This is a genomic window from Christensenella hongkongensis (assembly GCF_000981035.1).
In the GTDB taxonomy this organism is placed as follows: Bacteria; Bacillota; Clostridia; order Christensenellales; family Christensenellaceae; genus Christensenella; species Christensenella hongkongensis.
Genome location: NZ_LAYJ01000029.1, coordinates 26,787 through 48,618, shown reverse-complemented (window position 1 = coordinate 48,618; position 21,832 = coordinate 26,787). Strand labels below are relative to the sequence as shown.

20 protein-coding genes and 5 tRNA genes are annotated in these 21,832 nt (G+C 49.2%); 19 read left to right on the top strand and 6 right to left on the bottom strand.

Annotated features, from left to right (window positions below; genetic code table 11):
- Nucleotides 1–15 precede the first annotated feature (15 nt).
- From CHK_RS01035 to CHK_RS00960, 16 genes are all read left to right on the top strand, one after another.
- Entirely contained in the window at nucleotides 16–1,167 is a 1,152-nt protein-coding gene (locus CHK_RS01035) for an FtsB family cell division protein (RefSeq protein WP_046442108.1), read from the top strand.
- 16 nt (nucleotides 1,168–1,183) lie between these two features.
- Nucleotides 1,184–3,292: a penicillin-binding transpeptidase domain-containing protein gene (locus tag CHK_RS01030; RefSeq protein WP_131925052.1), complete on the top strand. Its 2,109-nt coding sequence runs from the start codon at nucleotides 1,184–1,186 to the stop codon at nucleotides 3,290–3,292.
- Between the two features lie 58 nt (nucleotides 3,293–3,350).
- Nucleotides 3,351–4,805 (top strand): UDP-N-acetylmuramoyl-L-alanyl-D-glutamate--2,6-diaminopimelate ligase, encoded by a 1,455-nt coding sequence (locus tag CHK_RS01025; RefSeq protein ID WP_046442105.1) that lies wholly within the window; start codon nucleotides 3,351–3,353, stop codon nucleotides 4,803–4,805.
- Between the two features lie 24 nt (nucleotides 4,806–4,829).
- Nucleotides 4,830–5,840 (top strand): phospho-N-acetylmuramoyl-pentapeptide-transferase, encoded by a 1,011-nt coding sequence (mraY, locus tag CHK_RS01020; protein ID WP_046442103.1) that lies wholly within the window; start codon nucleotides 4,830–4,832, stop codon nucleotides 5,838–5,840.
- Between the two features lie 21 nt (nucleotides 5,841–5,861).
- Nucleotides 5,862–7,217, top strand: coding sequence for a UDP-N-acetylmuramoyl-L-alanine--D-glutamate ligase (gene murD, locus CHK_RS01015; protein WP_046442102.1), 1,356 nt, complete (start codon nucleotides 5,862–5,864; stop codon nucleotides 7,215–7,217).
- Complete coding sequence (gene ftsW / locus CHK_RS01010; protein WP_052740108.1) at nucleotides 7,217–8,377, top strand: putative lipid II flippase FtsW; 1,161 nt, start codon at nucleotides 7,217–7,219, stop codon at nucleotides 8,375–8,377. Before murD ends, ftsW begins: the two co-directional genes overlap by 1 nt.
- Nucleotides 8,378–8,397: 20 nt before the next feature.
- The gene (locus CHK_RS01005; protein ID WP_046442100.1) at nucleotides 8,398–9,195 is read left to right on the top strand and encodes a cell division protein FtsQ/DivIB; all 798 of its coding nucleotides are present in this window, start codon (nucleotides 8,398–8,400) and stop codon (nucleotides 9,193–9,195) included.
- Between the two features lie 129 nt (nucleotides 9,196–9,324).
- The gene (locus tag CHK_RS01000) at nucleotides 9,325–10,506 is read left to right on the top strand and encodes a cell division protein FtsA (protein WP_046442099.1); all 1,182 of its coding nucleotides are present in this window, start codon (nucleotides 9,325–9,327) and stop codon (nucleotides 10,504–10,506) included.
- 28 nt (nucleotides 10,507–10,534) lie between these two features.
- Nucleotides 10,535–11,725 (top strand): cell division protein FtsZ, encoded by a 1,191-nt coding sequence (gene ftsZ / locus CHK_RS00995; protein WP_046442098.1) that lies wholly within the window; start codon nucleotides 10,535–10,537, stop codon nucleotides 11,723–11,725.
- 311 nt (nucleotides 11,726–12,036) lie between these two features.
- Entirely contained in the window at nucleotides 12,037–12,705 is a 669-nt protein-coding gene (locus tag CHK_RS00990; protein WP_052740105.1) for a sigma-70 family RNA polymerase sigma factor, read from the top strand.
- A gap of 63 nt (nucleotides 12,706–12,768) precedes the next feature.
- Complete coding sequence (gene nrdR / locus CHK_RS00985; RefSeq protein ID WP_046442094.1) at nucleotides 12,769–13,224, top strand: transcriptional regulator NrdR; 456 nt, start codon at nucleotides 12,769–12,771, stop codon at nucleotides 13,222–13,224.
- The gene (locus CHK_RS00980) at nucleotides 13,225–14,055 is read left to right on the top strand and encodes a purine nucleoside phosphorylase YfiH/LACC1 family protein (RefSeq protein WP_052740103.1); all 831 of its coding nucleotides are present in this window, start codon (nucleotides 13,225–13,227) and stop codon (nucleotides 14,053–14,055) included.
- Between the two features lie 75 nt (nucleotides 14,056–14,130).
- Nucleotides 14,131–15,270 (top strand): cysteine desulfurase family protein, encoded by a 1,140-nt coding sequence (locus CHK_RS00975; protein WP_046442092.1) that lies wholly within the window; start codon nucleotides 14,131–14,133, stop codon nucleotides 15,268–15,270.
- Between the two features lie 102 nt (nucleotides 15,271–15,372).
- On the top strand, nucleotides 15,373–15,627 hold the full coding sequence (locus tag CHK_RS00970) for an IreB family regulatory phosphoprotein (RefSeq protein WP_046442090.1): 255 nt from the start codon (nucleotides 15,373–15,375) through the stop codon (nucleotides 15,625–15,627).
- A gap of 110 nt (nucleotides 15,628–15,737) precedes the next feature.
- Entirely contained in the window at nucleotides 15,738–16,148 is a 411-nt protein-coding gene (ruvX, locus tag CHK_RS00965; protein WP_046442088.1) for a Holliday junction resolvase RuvX, read from the top strand.
- A gap of 25 nt (nucleotides 16,149–16,173) precedes the next feature.
- Complete coding sequence (locus CHK_RS00960; protein ID WP_046442087.1) at nucleotides 16,174–16,473, top strand: DUF1292 domain-containing protein; 300 nt, start codon at nucleotides 16,174–16,176, stop codon at nucleotides 16,471–16,473.
- A 97-nt stretch (nucleotides 16,474–16,570) separates the two neighbouring features.
- On the opposite strand, the gene CHK_RS00955 is transcribed toward CHK_RS00960, so the two are convergent.
- The 5 genes from CHK_RS00955 to CHK_RS00935 form a co-directional block, all read right to left on the bottom strand.
- Nucleotides 16,571–16,644, bottom strand: a tRNA-Cys gene (locus CHK_RS00955).
- Between the two features lie 3 nt (nucleotides 16,645–16,647).
- Nucleotides 16,648–16,722 (bottom strand) — tRNA-Gly (locus CHK_RS00950).
- A gap of 120 nt (nucleotides 16,723–16,842) precedes the next feature.
- Nucleotides 16,843–16,919: transfer RNA gene (locus tag CHK_RS00945), tRNA-Asp, on the bottom strand.
- An 11-nt stretch (nucleotides 16,920–16,930) separates the two neighbouring features.
- A tRNA-Val gene (locus CHK_RS00940) sits at nucleotides 16,931–17,006 on the bottom strand.
- 104 nt (nucleotides 17,007–17,110) lie between these two features.
- Nucleotides 17,111–18,550: a TaqI-like C-terminal specificity domain-containing protein gene (locus CHK_RS00935; RefSeq protein ID WP_407923514.1), complete on the bottom strand. Its 1,440-nt coding sequence runs from the start codon at nucleotides 18,548–18,550 to the stop codon at nucleotides 17,111–17,113.
- 312 nt (nucleotides 18,551–18,862) lie between these two features.
- Here CHK_RS00935 and CHK_RS17080 point away from each other — a divergent pair, with 312 nt between their 5' ends.
- Nucleotides 18,863–19,024, top strand: a complete 162-nt coding sequence (locus CHK_RS17080) for a hypothetical protein (protein WP_407923513.1) — start codon at nucleotides 18,863–18,865, stop codon at nucleotides 19,022–19,024.
- A gap of 337 nt (nucleotides 19,025–19,361) precedes the next feature.
- On the opposite strand, the gene CHK_RS00930 is transcribed toward CHK_RS17080, so the two are convergent.
- A tRNA-Leu gene (locus CHK_RS00930) sits at nucleotides 19,362–19,450 on the bottom strand.
- A gap of 236 nt (nucleotides 19,451–19,686) precedes the next feature.
- Here CHK_RS00930 and CHK_RS00925 point away from each other — a divergent pair.
- Complete coding sequence (locus CHK_RS00925; protein ID WP_046442086.1) at nucleotides 19,687–20,358, top strand: response regulator transcription factor; 672 nt, start codon at nucleotides 19,687–19,689, stop codon at nucleotides 20,356–20,358.
- Nucleotides 20,345–21,817, top strand: a complete 1,473-nt coding sequence (locus CHK_RS00920; protein WP_046442083.1) for a sensor histidine kinase — start codon at nucleotides 20,345–20,347, stop codon at nucleotides 21,815–21,817. Before CHK_RS00925 ends, CHK_RS00920 begins: the two co-directional genes overlap by 14 nt.
- The last annotated feature ends 15 nt before the right edge of the window (nucleotides 21,818–21,832 follow it).

Sequence of the window (21,832 nt, the reverse complement as noted above, 5' to 3'; positions counted from 1 at the left end):
CGAAAGGATTGCATCATGAACGCAATACCGCAAAGAGCACATAATTATGAAAGAATTCCTCTTCCGCGCAGCGGCGGACAGGGCCGGGCAGCAAACCATAACGGGCAGATTTCCGATATGGAAGCTTATCGTATGCAAAAAGTTGCGGCTGAGCGCAGGCGGCTTGGAGAAGAAGACGTCCGCATTTACGAGCGGAAGAAAACTGCAAGGCCACAGCAAAGACAACAGCAGAGAAGATCGGTATCGCCGACAAAAACATATGAGCGCCCTACGTCGATCCGCCAGACCGGCGTAAAAAACATGGTGGGCGGGAGAAATCTTACGCCGGCCTACGAAGGGGCGCGCGTAACGCAAAGGAGCTATCAGCAGTCCTATGCGCAGCGCGCAAGGGAAGTGGAGGAGTATTATAATACGCCTAATCCCAACAGCCTGAGAAGCAGGCAGGAAAGCTATGACGACAGGTATCGGTACGACGGAAGGTATCGCTATAACGATGGAATGCGTTACGAAGCAACCACCCGTCCGCGCAGCAGGTATGGCGGCACGGCCGGCAATGATTATCAGCGGGGCTATTATGATGAAAAGCCGCGCAAGGCGGCAAATTATGCGGGCTATAAGCCTGCCCCCAAACGAAAGATCATCCACGGCTTTGATATGGACGAAAGCAACACGCAGCAGTCGGCAAACTACAGTGGAGTAAAGCCGATCGCAGTGGAATATGAAGGACAGAAAAGAAAGGGCGTTGTTTCAACGATACTGCTCATTGCTTTTGTATTTGCAATCCTTTCGGGAATCGTCATCCGTTATGCGGCAATCAGCAGCGCCAATAATACCAACACACAGATCGAGTCAAATATTACGGAATTATCAGCAGAGCTTGATAAGCTGAAAATGGACATCGCACTGAAGGACGACCTCAACAGCATCCAGCAAACAGCATCGACAAAGCTTGGCATGAGCTATCCGACAGAAGACCAGATCGTTTACGTTGATCCGGCTGACGACCCGCCGGTAGCAACTGTGCAGGAGGAAGCGCAGTCCGGCGGGGCAGCAGTCAGCGAGCCGGAAACGGTGGAACAGCAGCAGGCTGCAGATCAGTCCGACGCGGGTATTATGGGATTTTTGAACAGCATCGTCCAAGGTGTTAAGAGCCTGTTTCAAAATTAGGCAGGAGTAAAATAAGTTGTCAACGTCACGCGTACTGGTTACAAGAAAGAGACTTTTAGTCATATTGATCATATTGATTTCACTCATTATCCTGCTCATGACACGAGTGGGATATTGGTCTATATGGAAGGGCGACTGGCTGAAAGCACAGGCGGAAAACCAGTGGACGAAGGATGCGGTGGTGGAGGCGAAACGCGGAGCGATACTGGATCGCAATATGTATGTGCTGGCGCAAAGCGCGGCTGCGGACACTGTGGTGATCCTTCCGGAAAAAATTGCGAAGGCCGGAAATGCCGACGCAGTTGCCGACGGTCTGGCAAACGCCCTGCAAATGGACAGGGATGAAATCTACAAAAAGGCTACGGATCCGGAAAAAAAGGAAATCTGGATCAAACGCCAGATATCAACAGAGGAAGAAGAAGCGATAAAAGCCCTGAACCTTACGGGCGTATCCTTTATCGACGACACCAAGCGCTTTTATCCCAATAAGGATTTTGCATCCCAGGTGATTGGCTATACGACACTCGATGGCGAAGGGCAAACGGGAATTGAAAAACGCTACAATTCTACGCTTGCGGGAAGGTCTGGCAGGCAGGTTTCTGAAACGGCAAAGGACGGCAGCGGGGTTCCTAACGGACAGGAGATGCTGATACAGCCGCAGGATGGGAAAAGTGTGGTGCTCACGATTGACGAAATAGACCAGAGCTTTCTTGAAACGGCGTGCAAGGAGCTGTACGACGCACAGCAACTGGACAGCGTGCAGGGGCTGGTGATGGATGTGACAAACGGTGAGATCATAGCGATGGCAAATATTCCTGAGTTTGACCTGAACTCGCCGCCACGGGACGACTCTGCAACGCTGGCTGCTCTTTCGACGAACAATATTACAGCGGCAGCTTATGAGCCGGGTAACATTTTCAGCCTGTTTACGGCGGCAGCTGCGCTTGACGCAAATATCGATCCGCAGGATTATACCTGCGACGGATCCAAGGATATCGACGGAGAAATCATTTCCTGTACCGGTACTCATGGGACACTGAACCCGTTGCAGGCCGCAGAGCAGCACTGTGTCGTCTGCTCCGCGCAGCAGGCGGATACGCTTGGCAAGGATTTGTTCTATCAATATATGAAGGCATTTGGGTTTGGAGAAAAAACAGGCATCGATTTTGCAACGGATACTGCGGGCGATATGCTCCAGAAGCGATATGCGCGCAATTCGGATATCGCGCAAATGGGCGCAGGGCAGGAAATAAAAACATCCCAAATGCAGATTGCAAGCGCGGCGGCGTCCATTATTAATGGCGGTACGCTGTATGTGCCGCGGCTGGTTCTCGGGCTTGCGGATGCGAACGGCAACATGACAGAGGAATACGAAGCGCAGGAAACGGGCACAACCGTTTCGGCAGACACGGCGGCTCAGCTGCGGGGCATGATGGAAAACGTGGCGCTTACGGGCGAAGGTTCAAGCGCACAGGTAGACGGTTACACCATCGGCTGCTTTGCCGGAACGGCGCAGCAGTATGAGGACAACATAGCGGTGGAAGGAAAGGTGGTTTCAACCTTCATCGCCTATGCCCCGGCAGACAATCCAAAATATATGGTTATGATCACAGCGAATGGCGCTTCGGCGACGGAGAACAGCGCCGCGGTGTGCGCGCCTTACGCAAAACAGGTTCTTTCAGGCGTTCTGATGAACGGAAAGATCGCGCCGTCGGGCAGCGCGGCAGGTACGGAGGAAAAGGTTTCGGTTCCGGATGTAATGGGGCTTCCCATGCAGGAAGCAAAGGATAAACTTTCCGACGCCGGCCTGCAGGTATCCCTTGACGGCAGCGGAACGGTTCAGGGACAGGTGCCGGCAGCAGGAGAGCAGGTTAATAAAAATTCGATTGTTGTTCTGTCTATGGAAAACAAAACCACACAGCAGCCCGCGGCGGATAAGGTCACGGTTCCGGACCTTACAGGAATGGATCTGATTTCAGCCAGAAACAAGGCCCTTGAGGCCGGACTGGAATTCTTCGCGCTCGGCGAGGGAACGGTGCAAAAGCAGACGCCTGTTGCAAATTCAACGGTGGAAAAGGGAAGCAGCATTATCGTAGAGTTTAAACTACCGATTGCGTCCGAATAGTAGAATGGCACAACATTTTGTGGTATAATCAAAGATAAAAAATCAGGAGGTGCAAAAAATGAAGCTGAATGAAGTGTTTCGCGGAATGATTTGCGAGATTCATGGCGATGAAACGGTCGAAATCAAAGATTTAAAATACGATTCGCGTGGCGTGAAACGCGGCGATCTGTTTTTTTGCATTTCCGGATTTGCGGAAGACGGCCTGAAATATGCGCCTGAGGCGGTCAAAAAGGGAGCGGCTGCGGTTGTCGTGACCGAGTTCCAGCCGAACCTTGATGTGACGCAGGTAATTGTAAAAAACGACCGTGAGACAATGGCGCTCGCGGCTTGCCGCTTTTTTGATTTTCCCGCAAAACGCATGAAAATGGTGGGCGTCACCGGTACAAACGGCAAAACGACGACGACCTATATGCTCAAGGCGATTGCGGAGCAGGCGGGTATGAAGGTGGGAGTAATCGGCACCATCAGGAACATGATCGGCGACGAGGTGATCCACACGGAGCGCACGACGCCTGAATCGGTTGATCTGCAGCGCCTGCTTAAAAAAATGGCGGAAGAGGGCTGCGATATCGTTGCGATGGAGGTGTCCTCGCATTCGCTTGTTTTGAAGCGGGTGTTTGGTATTGAGTTTGATGTGGGGATTTTTACAAATCTGACGCAGGATCATTTGGATTTTCACCAGACATGGGACAACTATATTGCCGCCAAAAGTATGCTTTTTGAGCAATCGCGGATATCGGTGATCAACATAGACGATGACAGCGCCGCAAATATGATGGCGGCGGCAAGAAGCGAAATCATCAAATACAGCGTGATGCAGCCGGTGCAGTATGCGGCGAAGGAAATTGAAATCACGCATGAAAGCACACAGTTTGACATTGACCTTAACGGGCATACTCTCCATGTGGAGATCGGTATTCCCGGATATTTTACAGTATACAATGCAATGGGCGCGATCGTTGCGGCGAATGCGCTTGGGATAGACAGCTACTGCATCGAACAGGGCCTGAAAGCGATGCCGCCTGTTGCGGGACGGTTTGAACCGCTGGACACACATGGCGGAAGCTTTAGCATCATACTCGATTACGCCCACACGCCGGACAGCCTTAAAAATGCGATCGCCACGGCCAAAAAGTTTGCGCCCGGGCGCGTGGTAACAATCTTCGGCTGCGGCGGCAACCGGGATGCGACAAAGCGCGCAGTGATGGGGAAAATCGCGGGAGAGATGTCTGATTTTACGATCATCACGTCTGACAATCCCAGATATGAGGAGCCGGTGGCAATCATCGCGCAGATCGAAGAGGGTATGCGCCAGACAAGCGGGGAATATGTCTGTATTGTTAACCGCAGGGATGCGATCGAACACGCGATCCGCACTGCAAAAAAAGACGATGTGATCCTGCTTGCAGGAAAAGGGCACGAGGATTATCAGGAAATAAAAGGTGAAAAGCACGACTTTGATGAAAAGGTTGTCGTGGAAGAACTTTTAAATAAGCTTGGATATCATAAATAAGCAGAACCGAGGGGAAAACGCTCAATGAATTTTACGTTAAATATGCTGCTGACGATACTGATCTCATTTGCGATTACGTTCGTAGCGGCGAAAATCATCATACCGATCCTGAGAAGGGCAAAAGCGGGACAGCACGTACGGGACGACGGCCCGCAGACGCATCTTGTAAAGGAAGGCACACCAACAATGGGCGGCGTCATCATGCTGATTGGCATTGTTGCATCGAGTTTTATTTTTGCGGGAGATGATTTGCGATACACGGTTTTCTCTGTGATCACCGTACTTGCGTTTGCGTTGATCGGGTTTCTGGACGACGGCCTTAAATTATTTATGAAGCGTTCGCTCGGCCTGCGGGCATGGCAGAAAATTGTGCTTCAGCTGATCGCGGCTGCAGTGGTGGCTTGCCTTGCATACTACTGGCTCGGACTCGATATGGCGTTTGTCCCCGGTTCAGGACAGCTTTGGGAGCTTGGCGCAGGGTATATTCCGTTTACGATGTTTATCCTGATTGCGATGGTGAACAGCGTGAACCTGACAGACGGCCTCGATGGGCTTGCAACTGGCATTACGCTCATCAATTCCGTGACGTTTTTGTTGATATTTATTCTGAGTGTAGTCGGCGCGGCGGTTGTAACGCCGGAGATCGCTTCGGATATGTCGAATATGACGATGTTTACAGCAGCTGTAGCAGGTTCCTGTATCGCGTTTTTGTGCTTCAACTCCCATCCTGCAAAGGTATTTATGGGAGATACGGGCTCGTTTGCACTGGGCGCGGCGCTGACTGCGATGGGAATTGCAACGGATATGCAGCTCTTCCTGCCGATTATGGGCTTTATGTTCGTACTGTCTGCAATCTCTGTGATTATACAGGTCGGTTCCTTCAAGCTGCGCGGAAAACGCGTGTTTCGAATGGCGCCGCTGCACCATCACTTTGAGCTTGGCGGGGCTGCAGAAACACAGGTAGTGTCAGGATATATGGTTGCAACGATGCTGCTGTGCATCGGAGGATTGATATTGTTTTTCGTTTCAATGTAAACGAATTTGGGGGAAGCTTGCATGGATTACAAAAATAAAAAGGTTTTAGTCATTGGAATGGCGAAAAGTGGCGTTTCTTCCGCCGTGCTGCTTTGCAGGCTTGGCGCGGATGTAACGATTTACGACATAAAGCCAAAACAGCATTTGCCGGAGCACCTTCTTGACGAGCTGGAGGGGTACAAGTATCACGATATGCTTGGGAAGGATCCGATAGACCTGATACCTGAAATGGATATTCTGGTATTGAGTCCCGGCGTGCCGCTTGGCCTGCCTTTTATCAAAAAGGCTTATGAGCTTAACAAGAGTGTAATTGCGGAGATTGAGCTTGGTTTTGAAGTCTCAAAGGCGGATTTTATTGCAATCACAGGGACAAACGGTAAAACGACCACAACGGCGCTCACAGGGGAAATTTTCAAAAGTGCGGGAATACCTACGCATGTACTTGGCAATATAGGGGTACCGATCACACAGGAAGCGATGCAAACGAAGGCCGGCGATGTAGTGGTTGCGGAAACGGCTGCGCTGCAGCTGGACACGATCTCTGATTACAGGCCGCGGGAAAGCGCAATCCTCAATATTACGGAGGATCATCTGGACCGTTATGGAACAATGGAAAATTATATTGCCGCGAAGGCAAAAATTTTCAAAAACCAAACGGCGGAAGATTATTGCGTTTTAAATTATGATAACGAGCTGGTGCGCGCGCTTGCCCCGCAGATTAAAGCGAAGGTGGTTTGGTTCAGCATTGATATGATCCCGCAAAACGGGGCATATATAAAGGAAGGAAATATCTGTTTTTCTTTGGAAGGAAAAGAGACTATCATCCTGCCTGCGAAGGAAGTCAGGATACCCGGACGGCATAACCTTGAAAACGCGCTTGCGGCAAGCGCGCTTGCCTGCCTTTATGGAATCGCGCCGGAGGTGATTGCGCAAACGCTCAGGACTTTCCCGGGCGTTGAGCACAGGATCGAATTTGTTCGGACGGTGAACGGCGTTTCGTTCATCAATGATTCCAAGGGAACCAATCCTGACGCTACGATCAATGCAATTAAAGCAATGACAGCGCCGACGGTACTGCTTTTGGGTGGATTTGATAAGAAAAACGACTTTGTACCTTTATTTGAAGAGTTTACGCCGATGATCAAGGCGGTGATCGTACTGGGCGATACTGCGGAAAAAATCATTGCGGCGGCACAGGAATGTAACTATCCGAATTATATCAGGGCTACGGGCTTTGAGGATGCGGTTTTGAAGGCCTACAGCATTGCCGATGAAGGCGATAACGTACTTCTTTCACCGGCGTGTGCAAGCTGGGATATGTTCCGGAACTTCGAAGAAAGAGGACGTATCTTTAAAGAAATTGTGAAGGGCCTTTGATGATGAAAAGAAAAAAGAGCAGTCTGCCGAAGGGCTCGATTGATTACTCTTTGCTGATTGTGACTTTAATATTGGTGGCTTACGGGCTTATTATGGTGTTCAGCGCCAGTTATTATATGGCGCAGTCCTCTGCGCTTTATGATTACGACGGGTTGTCGCTTTTTAAAAAGCAGCTTGTTGGCGCGGGCCTTGGGCTTGCGGTAATGATCTTCTTTATGTTTTTTGATTATAAGAAGCTGATCAAGCTGAAATATGTTTTTTTGGCGATTGCCATCGTTTTTCTGATTGCAGTGCTCGTGCCAGGTGTAGGAACGAACCTCAATGGCTCCAGCCGCTGGGTTCGCATTGCGGGGATCAGCGTACAGCCTGCTGAGATCGCAAAATTTTCATTGATTATTTTTATCGCGGCGACCATCTACGTGAACAGAAACCGCATGGATACCTTCCGGTATGGGATATTACCGTCGTTATTTGTGCTGCTGCCAATCTGCGCGTTGCTGTATTTCCAGCCGAACTATTCTGCGATCATCGTGTTGTGCGGGCTTGCCTTTATTATGATCTTTATTGGCGGTGCGAAAGGGTGGCACCTCGCTGCGCTTGGCAGCGTTGGCGTTGTTGGCGGCGTGGTGCTCATGATGCGCGAGTCTTATCGTGTCAGCCGTATTACTTCTTTTCTGGATCCGTGGCAAAATCCTACCGGGGACGGATATCAGGTAATCCAGTCTTTGTACGGGATTGGCTCAGGAGGACTGTTTGGGCAGGGGATCGGTAACGGCACGCAAAAATTGTCCTGGCTGCCGTATGGCGAGTCGGACTTTATATTTTCGATTATTGCGGAGGAACTCGGACTTGTTGGCGCTGTTGTTTTGCTGCTGCTGTTTATCTTCCTGATTTACAGGGGAATCAAGGTGGCGGCGACAGCGCCCGACCTGTTCGGAACAATGGTTGCCACAGGCATCATTGTTTTGATTGGGCTGCAGGTAGTAATCAACGTAGGCGTAGTTACAAGCCTGCTGCCGCCAACCGGCGTATCCCTTCCGTTTATCAGCTATGGCAGTTCGTCGCTTGTCATATTTATGGCCATGATCGGTATTTTGCTCAATATATCGAAGCAATCAAGACGGATCATGATGGCATCTGCATCTGGCGAACATGAATAAAAATAATTTCCGGAGGAAAGATGAGAGATAGAAGCAATCCGCACAAGGGACGTGGTGCGGGAAGAACAATTGTATCGATCGTAATCGCGATCCTGCTGCTGGCAGGAGCGGGCTACTTTATATATGCGTATTTTCAGGTGGAGAATCTGGAAGTGAAGGGGAACGAAAGCTATGACGCAGGCTATATTTCCAAGCTTGCAAATATACCGCCCAAAACGCATATGTTTGTTGTGGATACGGAGCAAATCAAGGAGAACATTGAAACTGAACCGTATATTGAGGTGGAAAGCATAGAAAAGTCTTATCCCAAGACGCTTGTAATTAACGTTAAGGAACGCACGCCGGAAGCGCTGATATACTATTCCGACCAGTATCTGCTCGCTGACATCAACGCAAACGTACTGGAAATACAGCCTGTCGAGCCAAGCACGCAGTATCCGGTGGTGGAGGGCTTTATACTGACCGCAGCGAATCTCGGAAAGCAGATTTCAACAGACGATACCTTTAAGATATCGGTTTACACCGATCTTTTGAATGCGCTTAAGGAGCGTGAAATGATCGACTCGATTGCGTCGATCGACCTGACGGATATTAACAGCATCAAGCTGAAGACGCGGGAAGGCATGAATATTAAATTTGGCCAGGGCGATAAATTTGTAGATAAGGTAAAGTGGATCAAGCGCACGCTTCCAAAGCTTACGGATACGGACAGAACCTCCGGTACGCTTGACGTTTCTTCCGGTACGTCCGCCTCGATTTATGCGTCAGGCGGGCAGGACGCCCCTGCGGAGCCTACACAGGAGCCAGCGGCCGAATAGACCTTTGAATGTAACAAAAATGTGACAAAATCGGATAAAAGTATTTTGTTTTTTCTATGGATGTGTTATGATAAACACAATGGTTTTTTGTATCCATGAAGAAATAGGATGCTTAAGGTTGGTTTTTGAATGAGAGATTTCAAAACGGTGATTGAATTTGGAACATCGAAAATCTCCTGCACCGTCGCTGAAAAAAAGCAGCGAATGGGGCTGGAGGTTTTAGGGTACGCCCAGGTTCCATACGAAGGAATCAAAAATTCGAAATGGGTGGAACCGAAAAATGTGATCTATGCCCTTGAGCATGCGCTGGAAGCTTGCGAAAGGCAGACGGGTACGCGTATCAGGAATGCGGATGTCGGCATTCCGGGTTCCTTTATCAATGTAATCAACCAGAACGCACAGGTGCCGGTAAAAGGGCGCGTAACGGAAAAAGACGTCGATCTTCTGATCGAGAAGGCGCGCCGTTTTGATTTCCCGGAAGATTTGACGCTGGTGCATGAATGGCCGGCCTGGTTTTTGATGGATGACGACAATATCTATCTTGATCCTTACGATATACCCACAAAGCGTTTGCGCGGCTGTATATCGTTTACCTTTGCAAATAAGTTTTTCCTGAAAGACGTTATGGATTTGTTAAACCATTTGGGCGTGCGCGTGGATTATTTTATCCCGGAACCGCTTGCGGAGGCGCTCTATCTTCTGCCTGCCGAAAAACGCGACGCGATTGCGGCGATTATTGATATTGGCTATTACAGCACAAATGTATCGCTTGTTTACGGGGACTCCCTTTTGCATTTCACAACGATACCAATGGGCGGAGGGCACATCACGCATGATATTGCTTACGCCATGAAGGTGGACGATGAGACGGCAGAGCAGCTGAAGCGAAGGTATACGTTTGGACTTTCCGACAATAACAGCATTTCGCAGCTCTTTGCAAAAGGCTCGGATGGAAAACTGAAAAAATATCCCTACGATCTCTTAAAGGAGATCATTGACGCGCGGGTAGAGCACCTGATCTTATATATCTGCAAGCTTTTGAACAAGTCGGAGATCAGTGTCAGCCGCAAAATTAATATGTACCTGACAGGCGGGGGCTTGGCGTTTATGAAGGGCTCGGACAGCTTTTTCCGGGCTGTTTCCGGAAGGACGCCGACGCTGATCCGCGTTCAGAATACCAAGCTGCAGCCGCCGGATATGCACTCGGCTTATGCGCTTATGCAATATGCGTATGATGGTTACATTCAAAGTAAATCTCCGGCCAGAAGGAAAGGCCTTTTCGGACGGGGACAGGATGTACTGTTTGAATAATTTACCCATACTCTAAGGAGGAAAATAAATGTCACTTGAATTTGATAATAACAGTGAAAACTTTGCTAAGATTCGTGTTTTTGGCGTAGGTGGAGCTGGAAATAATGCGGTGAACCGCATGATTGAGTTTGGCGTGAAGGGCGCGGAGCTGATTGCGGTAAACACCGATAAGCAGGCGTTGTTTCTGTCAAAGGCAGATCAAAAAATTCAGATCGGCGAAAAGCTGACAAAAGGTCTTGGTTCCGGGGCGGATCCGGATACGGGCAGGAAGGCGGCTGAGGAAAGCCGCGACGATCTCGAGCAGGCGGTAAAGGGCTCGGATCTTGTTTTTGTTGCCTGTGGCCTGGGCGGCGGAACCGGCACAGGCGCCGCACCCGTGATTGCTGAAATTTCCAAGGAGGAAGGCAGCCTGACGATCGGGTTTGTTACAAAGCCGTTCTGGTTTGAGGGCCATCCCCGCGCAAAAGCGGCTGACGTTGGCTTTGAGGACTTGAAATCCGTTGTGGATACGATCGTTACGATCCCCAACGATAAGTTGCTCAATACGGTAGGTAAGGATACTCCGCTTGTAGATGCGTTCCGCGTGGCGGACGACGTATTACGTCAGGGAATCCAGGGGATCATCGACCTGATTGGAAAACCTGCGCTCATCAACCTCGACTTTGCGGATGTAAAAAAGGTTATGACGCTTCGCGGCGTTGCACATATGGGAATTGGTATCGGCTATGGAGAGAACAAAACGGTCGAAGCTGCAAAACAGGCGATCAACAGTCCTCTGCTTGATACGACGATTGAAGGCGCACGCGGGATTATCTTCAACGTAACGGGTGATCCGTCGCTTGGCATGTATGAAATCCAGGAAGCGGCAAAAATCATACAGGAAGGCGCAGATCCGGAAGCGGATGTATTCTTCGGCGTGTGCATAGATCCTTCGCTTGACGACGAGGTGCGCATCACGGTGATTGCTACCGGCTTTGACGCTCCGGGAACAGTGCCGAACAAGGTGGGCGGAAAAGCGAAGCTTGAGGAGAAAATTGAGTTTACCGACGAGGTAGCGCTTGATCTTGATCCGGTGCCGTCCTATCGTGAAAAATCATCCGGTTCCGACCTGAAGGAAGCAACCGATAAGCAGGAACCGCTTGAAGTATTTGGCGATGAGGACTTGGAAATCCCGTCCTTCCTGAAAAAGAAGCCGAGAAGGAACAGAAGCGATTACTGATCGCCTGGACGATTCCCGGTGTTGAAGCCGGGCATATAAAACAGAGCATAAAAAGGCCTTTTTTGTGAAAAAAAGGGCCTTTTTTTATGTGCTGTTACAGCAATTTGTCAAAAGGCCGGTTACAGGCTTTTGGCACAAATTGCAAATGCAAGCAGTTTATTGTAAGCATTGCATAACCTGCTTTCGGTGAAAGTGCTGTAACAATCAACGAGAAATATTAAAAAATATAAAAAAACCTACATAAACCGACAAAAAGAATGAAATATCAGATGATATGATAAAAATATTATTAGTATTTCGAGATGATTATTATGAAAAATAACAAAGTAGACCAGCATAGCATCGAAAATTATCCGCCGTTAATGAGCGTAGAGGAAGAAAAAGCCGCTGTCAGGGAACTGGAAATGGGGAACCCGGACATCAGGAATTTTCTTGTGGAAAGGACATTGCGTATTGTATTTTTTATTGCAAGAAAATATGCAGGCGCAAAAGCGGATTTTGACGATTTGATGTCTGTTGGCAGCATTGGCCTGATTAAGGCGAGTAATCACTTTGACGTCTCGAAAAAAATTAAATTTGCGACATTTGCATCCCAGTGCATCAGGAACGAGATGCTGATGTATCTTCGCAGGGCGTACCGCCAGAAAGAAGTTTCCCTTGAAGCGACGATTGGCGGCGGGGAAACTGTGGGCAGGCAACTCAAGGAAGTTTTGACGGTGGGTGATGAGGAGATTCTGGAACGGTTGGAGCGGCAGGAATTTGCGCAGGACGTCAGAGAAATCATCAAAGAGATGCCGGCGCGGGAACAGGAAATCGTGAGGAACAGGTTTGGTTTGAGCGGACTGGAAGCCAAAACGCAAAAGCAGGTGGCGTATATTTTGGGCGTAACCCAGTCATGCGTATCCAAGGTAGAACGTAAAATTGTGGATAAAATTAAAAAAAGTATGGAACCGAATGTCAAAATATACGAAAAAAAATGATTTACACTACTAAATATGGTATACTTATCACAATAAAACTTGATCGCAACGGAGGAAAAACGTGTGAAATGTATTTATTGTGATTTTCCTGAGAGCAAAGTTGTGGATTCGCGTCCGGTGGACGAAGGAACCTCTATCCGCCGCCGCAGGGAGTGCCTGAAATGCGGAAAGCGTTTTACCACATATGAAAAAGTGGAGAGCCTTCCTGTTTTTGTAATCAAAAAGGACGGAAAGCGCGAAGTCTTTGATATCGAAAAGATAAAAAAAGGAATCGTGAAGGCTTGTGAGAAAAGGGAAGTATCCTTTCAGGACATTGAGGATCTGATCAATGAAATCGAGCGTTCCGTATACAATGCGCCCAGTCAGGAAATCACCTCGCACGAAGTAGGGGAGATTGTAATGGAGGGCCTTCGTAAGCTCGATGAAGTGGCTTATGTACGCTTTGCGTCAGTATATCGCCAGTTTAAGGATATCAATACGTTCAAGGAAGAACTGAATAAGCTTTTGACGGAGAAATAAATGAACGCGTTTGAAGAAAAAGTGAAGCGCGGTTTTTTGCTGTGCGAAAAAAACGGAGTCAAATACCTGACGATCCCTTCCTTTACGCAGGCGGGATTTGAGAAGCATCTCTTCACGACACGTGTGGGCGGGGTGAGCAGTGGCTGCTATGAATCGCTTAATTTAAGCAGGACCAGGGAAAATTCCCCGCAGAATAAAGAAGAGAACTACCGCCGCGTGTGCGGTGTTCTGGACGTACCCTACGAGGGGCTTGCGCTCGTTAATTACGCGCACGGGGACGGCATTTATTGCGCGACGCGTGACGACGCGGGAAAAGGGATTACACGGCAAAGCGATCTTCCTGCGTGCGATGCGATGATCATCCGGGAAAAGGGAATTACAGCGGTGACGCTGCATGCGGACTGTGTGCCGGTCTTTTTTGCGGACAGGGAAAAGCGCATTGCCTGTGTAAGCCACGCGGGCTGGCGCGGTGTATATCAGGAAATATCAGGTAAGGTTGCAGACGTTTTTGTCCGCGAATTCGGTTCAAAACCGCAGGATCTGATCGTGGGCATCGGCCCGCATATTATGCAGGACTGTTTTGAAGTGCAGGCAGACGTTGCACAGCCGTTTTGTGATAAATTTGGCGGCGACGTGGTGCGCGTGCGCAACGGAAAAACTTATGTAAGCCTGCAACGTGCGCTGCTGCGGCAATTATATGGCAGGAAAATCCCTGCGGAAAATATTACGTGCGCGGATTTGTGCACCTATTCAAACGGTGAACTCTTTTATTCCCACCGGCGCGACAATGGGAATACCGGCGCAATGGGTTCGTTCATTGCCATTACATAAAAGGTGTTTTGGAAAAAAAGAGACGTTTATCAATGAAACGAAGTTGTGCTTTTAAGCACAGGGGAATGAAGTGCCATGGACAGGATATATTTGGATTATGCGGCAACGACTTATGTAAAGGATGAGGTTTTGGAGGCAATGCTGCCTTATTACAAGGAGCACTTTGGAAATCCGTCCAGCATATATGAAAGCGGAAGATATGCAAAGCGTGCGCTGGATGAAGCGCGCAGGATGGTTGCAGGCTGCATCCATGCAGGGACAGCGGGCGAGATTTATTTTACGTCCGGCGGTACGGAGAGCGATAACTGGGCGCTGTGCGGGATTGTAGGGGCAGGTAAAGGAAAACACCTGATCACAACTGCCGTGGAGCATCATGCAGTGCTTGAAGCGGCCAGATACCTGCAGGGCAATGGATGTGAAGTGACCTTTCTTAAGCCGGATGAATATGGCATGGTGGGCGCAGAACAGGTGAAAGATGCGCTGCGCGATAATACGGTGCTTATATCGGTATGCTACGCAAACAATGAGGTAGGCACAATAAACCCGGTGCGCGAGATTGGCGAAGTCGCAAGAGAAGCGGGGGTGCTGTTCCATTCGGACGCGGTACAGGCCGCGGGACACTTGCCGATTGACGTACAGGCCGACCATATTGATTTGTTGTCGGTTTCAGCGCATAAGTTTTACGGCCCGAAAGGGGTGGGAGCGCTTTATGTCCGCGATGGCGTAAAGATAGGACAATATATGCGTGGCGGCGCACAGGAGCGGCAGAAGCGTGCAGGGACGGAAAATGTGCCTGAGGCGGTTGGCCTTGCCAGGGCGTTTGAGCTGGCGGTAAAATCGCTTGACGAAACGGTAGGGCAATTGACCATGCTTCGCGATTATATGATAACCGAGCTGTTAAAACACATTGCGGGCGTACGGCTTAATGGGCATCCGACGCAACGGTTGTGCAATAATGTTAATATCTCGCTTGAATCCGTAGAGACGGAGGCAGCGCTTGTGAGCCTTGATTTGGCGGGCATTGAATGTTCCGGCGGATCGGCGTGTGCGAGCGGATCGCTCGAGCCGTCCCATGTGCTGCTTGCGATGGGACTCCCGGAGAGGGTTGCCAGAAACGCGCTGCGCTTTACCATGGGAGATACGACCACAAAGCGGCAGCTGGACGACACGGTCAGGGAACTGGTAAGGCTGTCGGAACGGGCAAATTGTATTTGAAAACACGTCTGTGAAGGCATTTTAAATAATATTGATTTACAATGGGCCTGGATTGGTCTATAATGAAACCAGAGTGACAGTGGCTAAAAAGGAGGAGGAAGCATGGCAGATTTAGATAAAACAATGCAGTTTAACTTTGACAAGGAGCTGGAAAATCCGGTGCGCGGAATTATTCGCATTGTTAGCGAGGCGATGCGCGAAAAGGGATATGATCCGGTGAACCAGTTGATCGGCTATATTGTTTCCGGCGATCCGACCTATGTGACGGGATACAAAAACGCACGTTCTTTGATTGCGAGCGTTGACCGTGACGAACTGCTTGAAGAGCTTGTGAGCTATTATATCAAGCAAATGTAATAAGATACAGATCACGCCTGGCGCTGTTTGTTTCAGGCGTGATTTTTTATACGCGGCATCCGGCAGCCAGGCGGGAGCGGCAAGGGCGACAGGGCAAAAAGGAGAAACATTTGGGAAGAATATTGGGACTTGACGTGGGAGATGTGCGGATTGGCTCCGCGCTTTCCGATTTACTGATGATTACGGCGCAGGGACTTGAAACCTATACGCGCAAGGACGAGCAGGCCGACATTGGACATTTTTGCGAAATCATAAAAGCAAACGATGTGGATAAGATCGTTTGCGGTTTGCCAAAAAATATGAACGGCACGCTTGGAGAGCAGGCGGAGAAGGTACAGGATTTTGCCGAAAAGCTCAGGGAGGCAAGCGGTCTGCCGCTGATTTACTGGGACGAGCGCCTGACGACAAAAAGCGCCCACCGTACGCTGATTGAAGCGGACATGAGCAGGAAAAAAAGAAAAGCGGTTGTGGATAAAATTGCCGCGGTGTATATTTTGCAGGGGTATATGGACAGCCTGTAAACCAAATAGTAGAAAGGAAAAAGCAATGAGTGAAGAATTAAACTTGATCGAAATGCAGGACGAGGACGGCAACGTATTAAAATTTGAGCATTTGCTGACATTCGAAGTGGACGAGGACTTTTATGTCGCGTTTACGCCAATCGAGAAAATGGATGAATTTGATGTGGGCGAAGTTTTGATTATGCGGATCAAAGAGGATGAGGACGGGGATGTTTACCTGCCCATCGAATCGGAACAGGAGCTTGATGAATTGTGGAACATCTTCCAGCAGCTCTATTATGAGGGCGACGAAGAAGGGGACGACGAAGATACGGAGCAGTCATAATAGCAGGCCCTGCGTTTTGCAGGGCTTTTTTTGTATCTGAATATAAAAAAGCCTCGTCATAAAACGAGGTTTTTTATTGCGGATACTGCCGCAAAGATGGAGGCGCCACCCAGATTTGAACTGGGGGTAAGGGCTTTGCAGGCCCCTGCCTTACCACTTGGCTATGGCGCCATATGGAGCGGAAGACGAGATTCGAACTCGCGACATTCGCCTTGGCAAGGCGACGCTCTACCACTGAGCCACTCCCGCATGATATTTATTGCAGTTTGTCAAATGGTTACGCAGCAAGCATTTGTTAGAAACTGCTATGCAGCGAACCTTTACGGCGGCACAGCCATGCGACGCCATATGTTAATACGCTGTAAAAAATGGCGACCTGGAAGAGACTCGAACTCTCGACCTCTAGCGTGACAGGCTAGCGTTCTAACCAACTGAACTACCAGGCCATAAATAATAATGGTGGGAGTAACAGGGCTCGAACCTGTGACCCTCTGCTTGTAAGGCAGATGCTCTCCCAGCTGAGCTATACTCCCACGCATTAGCGCTGCATTCACAGTGCGTCTATTATTTTATTATAAAGAACTTATGCTGTCAAGACTTTGAGGTGAATTTTTTTAATTTTTTTGAGAAGGCGAAATTATATTAAAAAATCATTTTTGTTTTGAAGCGTATTACGGATATATTCCTGCTCGTCTTCCGCAAGCAGGAACAGGCGCATCAGCTTTCGGTCGATATCTTCGTATAACGCGCGCAACGCGGCAGGATTGCTTTCGCATAACAGCCGGTCCGCAAGCAATGCTATTTCATTCTGCTCCTTTTCATTGGCAGCGGGGATGGGAAGGGCTTCAATGTGGGAGCGCAATATTTTTACGGAGGAGAATGTTTGGGTAAAGTAAAACTGCATAGCACGGGAATTGAGCGCCGCAAGGATGTACTTGATGCAAAATCCTTCCGCACGGGGAATGACGATATTGCAGCTGTTAAGCGAAAGCGTCCCCTGGTTGTCGTAGGCAAATACGAGGCAGCCGCCGACAAAACGGTATAACAATTTTTCCGGAGCCCGGTATAGCTGCTCAGGAGCCGTCTGCTGGAATTTTTCCGGTTGGTATACGATTGATTGGGAGGGCGGCATAAAACGGTATTTGCGAAGCTCCGCTCCCTTTAAAACGGGTTCTGTGTTTTCGTGGTTCTGGTCCGCAAGCAAAGCCTGGTTATTTCCTGTAACGATACCCAGTGCAAAATCGGCTTTTCCTTTGAGCGTGATGCAGCCGGGAGTATGTTCGAGCTTTTGAAGCAGCGCGTATTCACGGTCGGTGGTTCGCAGGCAGATGCGTTCTGCGGATAGATTGCGTTCCTTACGAATCAAAAAGTCGTGTCCTGCGCTGTGAATACAGATGCCTTTGGCACTACAGGGCTTGCCGGAATGTTGCAGTGTCAGTATGACGGCTGGACACTGCACCCCGTCAAATATGTTGCCAAGGTAATCGATACGGTTGATCTGTGTCCGGGAAAGAAGAATTTGCCGGATTTTTTTATGGGAACGGACGGTGAGGAGGGATTCGGGAAGGACGAAGGAAAGCGTGCCGCCGGGAGAAAGCCGCCCGATCGCCTGCTCCAGAAACAGGGCACAGGAATCCATGTGATCCACGTGCCTGGCATGAAGCGAGAGAGAGCCCCACGGAGGGTTGCCGACAATCAGGCCATATTCCTTATGGGGAAGACTGTGCAGCGTATCGCCGCAGGTGATGTTCTTATACAGCGTGTTAAGGTCGGGACGCTTGGGGCACAGGGCGAGGTTGATTCTCGTGAGCGTCACAGCGACAGGATCCACATCCTGGCCGTGCAGGCGTGCGGCGCCATACGGGCTTTTTGCGAGGGAAAGCAGAAAGTTGCCGGTTCCGCAACACGGATCAATCATGTCAGGGCAGGACGAACCGGTTTGACTGATAAGCGGCTGAACCATCTGGTCTACGATGTGCGCGGGCGTGTAATAAATGCCGGAAGATTTTCGGCTGCTTGTATTTTTAAGGGAAATATAGAGCAGGCCGAGGACGTCTTCATAGGCACGGTAATTCAATCGGCCGGATAAAGCGGCACAAAGGTGCCTGGGGGATGCAAACCGTTTGTCGGAACCGGCAAGAAGATCGTTGATCAGGGCGCCGTAAGACCCAATATCAAGCGTTCCGTTCAGAAAGTCATAAAGGACGCTGCCATCGTTTTGAGGACAGGGAATGCCATGTGCCTGACACAGCAGTAAAAGGGAATAACCCGCAAGTATATACGGCAGGCAGGCCTCAGGATAAGGGCCGGAAGCGATGATTTCCTGCGCTGCGCAGATATTATGACTCTGGCTTCCGATATAATCCTTATAAAATCCAAAGCCGGAAATATGTCTTTTATTCCTGCGGCTTCGCAGGGAAGTCTTCCTGCCAAGCCGGATATCCTGCAACAGGCTGTCAACCTGGGCCCGGTCAAACTGCGCTTTGCAGCCTTTGCCAAAAACAGGCGTAAGCCTTTTGAGCCTGATCCAGTTGCGGCAGGTGGCTTTTGATATCAATAGCTTCTGGCAGGTTTCCTGAAATGAAAGCAGGGTATTTGAACGGTTCATATAAAATCCCCATATCAATTTTAATGAGTTTATTGTAGCCCTTTCACAAAAGGAAGGCAATATATTAAGGGAATAATTATACAAACAGATTTGGATAAAGAATATAAAAAACAGAGCAAAGGTTACTTTGCTCTGTGGTTGAGTATTCATAGGCACAAAAGTATTGGTGGCCCCACGAAACTCGAACGAAGTGAGTTTCGTGGGGAAGAGGAGGAGCAAGGAAGCAAGCGAAGTTTTTTTGTGAAACAAAAAACGGAGCAAAGCGAACTTTGCTCCGACGTGGTGCCGAAGACCGGGATCGAACCGGTACGGGGTTTAACTCCCGCAGGATTTTAAGTCCTGTGCGTCTGCCAATTCCGCCACTTCGGCATAATTGTCCTTTTACTGACTTTTTGTATTTTATCATAACATGAAAAGCAATACAATATTTTCAGGATATTTTTGTAAGCTGTTTTATGCAAAAACAATACATTTCAGGGAAAACAACTGTTATAATGTGAAAGACGAAATTTAATTTGGACGGGGAGAAAAATCGTTTTGTTTTCACATGGCGTTCACACTGGAAGGGTAGGATAGAATTGAGAAAAAAAGATGGCGGTGAAGTGATGTATAAAATACTTGTCGTAGATGATGAAGATAATATCCGTTCTCTGATACGCAAGTACGCGGAATTTGAAGGTTACGAGGTAGCAGAAGCTGCGGACGGCATGGAAGCGGTAACTATGTGCAGGGACAATGATTATGATTTCATTATTATGGATATCATGATGCCCGAGCTCGATGGATTTTCGGCGTGCAGTAAAATCAGGGAGGAAAAGGATATCCCTGTGCTGATGTTATCGGCGCGCGGTGAGGAATATGACAAAATACACGGTTTTGAGCTTGGCATCGACGATTATGTGGTAAAGCCGTTTTCTCCAAAAGAGCTGATGATGCGTGTGAATGCAATTTTGCAGCGCGCCAAAAAGAGCGGAAGCGATAACGAGGTAATGGATTTCGGCGGACTCAAAATCGACACATCGGCGATGATCGTCTATGTGGACGGAGAAAAGGCGGAGCTTTCGCCCAAGGGATACGAGCTGCTCTATTACCTTGCGAAGAACAAAGGGATTGCCCTCACGCGGGAAAAACTCATTACAGAGGTGTGGGGATACGATTTTTATGGGGACGACAGGACTCTCGATACGCACATCAAGCTTCTTAGGACGGCGCTCAAGGATTACCGCGATTATATCGTGACGTTAAGGGGAGTGGGTTACCGGTTTGAAATCCAGTAAGATAAGCGTAAAATGGAAAATATTTTCATATATCCTGATTTTCGCCGCGGCGATGCTCGTGCTTTTGTGGTTGTTCCAAATTGTTTTTTTGAATGATTTTTACCAGGCGATCAAGCAGGGAGAAATCAAAAAAATTGCACAGATGATCGAACAAAATATCGATAACAGCGATGTCCAGTCGTTGATTGACCGGATTGGGCAGCGTTTTGACGTATGCGTACGCGTGGTGGACGCTCAGGAACAGGAAGTATACGCGGCGGAAACCCTGCCGGATTGCGTGATCCACAAGCTGCCGGAATTTGAGCTTGAAGCGATTAAGCAAAAAACGATTGCAAACGGCGGGAGTATGATCCAGATTATGCCGCGGACGCAGTTTGTCAACTCGCAGTATAACCAGGATAAATTCCAGGGAAACGTGCCGCCGCCGGACTCTGGTATGTCCGAAAGCCTCATTTATTCACACATCATAACGGGCGCTGACGGGACGCAGCTCATGCTGCTTTTGAATTCCAAAATTACGCCTGTAAGCTCTACGGTGGAAACGCTTCGAGTACAGTTGATCTATGTCACCATTATTTTGATCGCGTGCGCGCTGTTCCTTGCTTTTATGATCTCAAAATGGGTGTCAAAGCCAATCGTCAGGATCAACAAGAGCGCCAAAAAGCTTGCGCGTGCGGAATATGACGACGTGCATTTTGACGATACGGGTTACAGGGAGATCGCCGAGCTTGCGGATACGCTCAATTATGCGGCACGTGAGCTTTCCAAGGTGGAAAATTTGCGGCGGGAGCTGATTGCAAACATATCGCACGACCTGCGTACGCCTCTTACGCTGATCACCGGATATGCGGAGGTAATGAGGGATATCCCCGGCGAGAGCACACCGCAAAATATCCAAATCATTATAGACGAAGCAAAACGGCTTACGACGCTTGTGAACGACGTGATGGACATTTCCAAGCTGCAGGCGGGGACGCAAACCCTTGAAAAGACGCGCTTCAACCTCACGCAGGCGATACGTGATATTTTGTCACGGTACACCAAGCTGGTGGAGCAGGACGGCTATACGCTTGAATTTATCCATGGGGACGATGTTTTTGTGGAGGCGGACATGGTAAAGATCACGCAGGTGGTATATAACCTCGTGAACAATGCCATTACATATACGGGCAAAGATAAAAGGGTGGTTGTGCGCCAGGTGGTCAGGGATGGCTCGGTTACGATATCGGTGGAAGACGACGGCGAGGGGATTCCGGCGGATAAGCTTGAATATATCTGGGACCGCTATTACAAGGTAGATAAGGCACACAAGCGGGCAGCCGTGGGGACAGGCCTCGGGCTGTCCATCGTGAAGGGCGTGCTGGGGCTGCACAACGCGCAGTATGGCGTAACGAGCGAGGAAGGCAAGGGAAGCGTATTCTGGTTCCGGCTGCCGGAATCAAACGAAAGAGCCGAATAAAAGGAAGTTAAAAAC